We start from the raw sequence: 1,622 nt of genomic DNA on the forward strand, positions 1-1,622 counted from the left end.
GCAATGCCACGTAGCTTAAGTCGATCTTGTGGGTGTGGTGGGTAGCGGGAAGAGGCGGATGGTGGCGGGTTGGTGGTGGCGGGTGCTGGCTGTTTCGCCGGGTTGTTTGAGGCGGTAGTGGCAGTGTCGGACGCGTTTGATGGCGCGGGGGCAGGTGCGTTCGCGTCGCGGTGGGATCAGCAACGCGGCGATGGTGTTGAGGTGGTCAGGGAGTCTTTCGGTCCAGTCCTGAGGGGGGAATGGCGGCGGTCCCGGTGGCGGTGCGGCGGATCAGGCGCAGGGTTTGGGTGAAGGAGATCCGGTCGGGGTCGAGGTCGGCGGCGGTGGATGCTTGTGCGATCAGGGCGCTGATCGCGTGGTGGGTGATGAGGTAGGCCCAGATTTCCTGGTGGACGAGGTCGGGCAGGCGTGATCGCAGGACCTGGCCGGGGCCGCGGAGGTGGGTTTTGAGTTGGTCGTGGCTGGTTTCTTGTTCCCAGCGCTGGTGGTAGGCGGCGGCGAGTTCATCGGCGCGGGCGTCAGCGGGGTCCAGGATGGTGGTGGTCAGGGCGATCAGTTCGTGGTGGCCGTCGCCGGTGCGGTCGGGGATGTCGTACTCGATGACACGGACCAGGCGTGCGATCTGTTCGCCCTGGCGGTTGAACGCGTCTGGGATGTGGTCCAGGTTGGACAGGTCGGTGCTGGCGCGGGCGGCGGCGAGGAGCCGTTCCCGGCGACCGGCGTAGCGGACCTCGGGTTTGATCACGACGCTGAGGTAGGTGCCGTCGGGCAGGACTTTGATCACGGGCAGGTCCAGGTTCGTCGGTGCCCGCCACAGCAGTGCCGCGCCGGTGGCCTGTGCCGCCTGCCAGGCCGGCCACGAGTAGAAGCCGCGGTCAGCGGTCAGCAGTTCGTCGCCGCGCAACCGCGGATACAACCTGGCGGCCAGGGTCTTCTCCCCGTCGGCGGATGAACCGATCTCTGCGGCCACGAACGCATGTGTCCCGCATTCGGCCAGTGCCACGACCCGGACCTTCGGGAACGACGACTGCTTCTCGCCACTGCCGGAATAGCCGAACTCGGCCACGTTCGCGGGTGTGTCCGGCGCGTCGACCTCGAACCCGTCGATCGCCAGGAGCCGCCACGAGCGCAGGAACGACCCACGCGCAGTGCCCAACGCCGCTGCCGCCGCGGCCGGGCCGGCGCTGCCGGCGACCGGCCCGCACGTGCGCTCGAACAACTCCGCGAACACGGCACGACCCAGCCGTTTACGGGCCTGCGTGATCGCCGAAGCGGTCGGCACCGTCCAGCCCGCGTCCCACACCCCGAACCTGTCGAGGGACCCGGTCACCCTGGCGGCGACCTCTTCGTAGTCGTCGTCGGGGAACAACGCCAACGCCAGCGTCAGATACGCCGTCACATGCGCCGGGAGCTTGCCGTCCGAGCGTTTCTCGCACCCCGCACACCGCGACCGCGTCATCTACCGCATCCCGCGGCACCTGCGAGATCAGCACTCCCAGCGTGACCTGATCAGGACGCACCACCACCGACGTCATGACCCGCGATCCAAACCGCCATCGCTGTCAATGTCACCCCACCACGCCGAACAACCACCAAGATCAAACTAGGCTACGTGGCATTGC

Annotated in this window: 1 pseudogene; it reads right to left on the minus strand. The window is 67.8% G+C overall.

The annotated features are described in order from the left end of the window. Positions 1 to 205: 205 nt before the first annotated feature. Positions 206 to 1,535: pseudogene (locus ABD901_RS58515) on the minus strand (IS4 family transposase). Positions 1,536 to 1,622 lie beyond the last annotated feature (87 nt).

Source organism: Dactylosporangium darangshiense, assembly GCF_039537565.1.
In the GTDB taxonomy this organism is placed as follows: domain Bacteria; phylum Actinomycetota; class Actinomycetes; order Mycobacteriales; family Micromonosporaceae; genus Dactylosporangium; species Dactylosporangium darangshiense.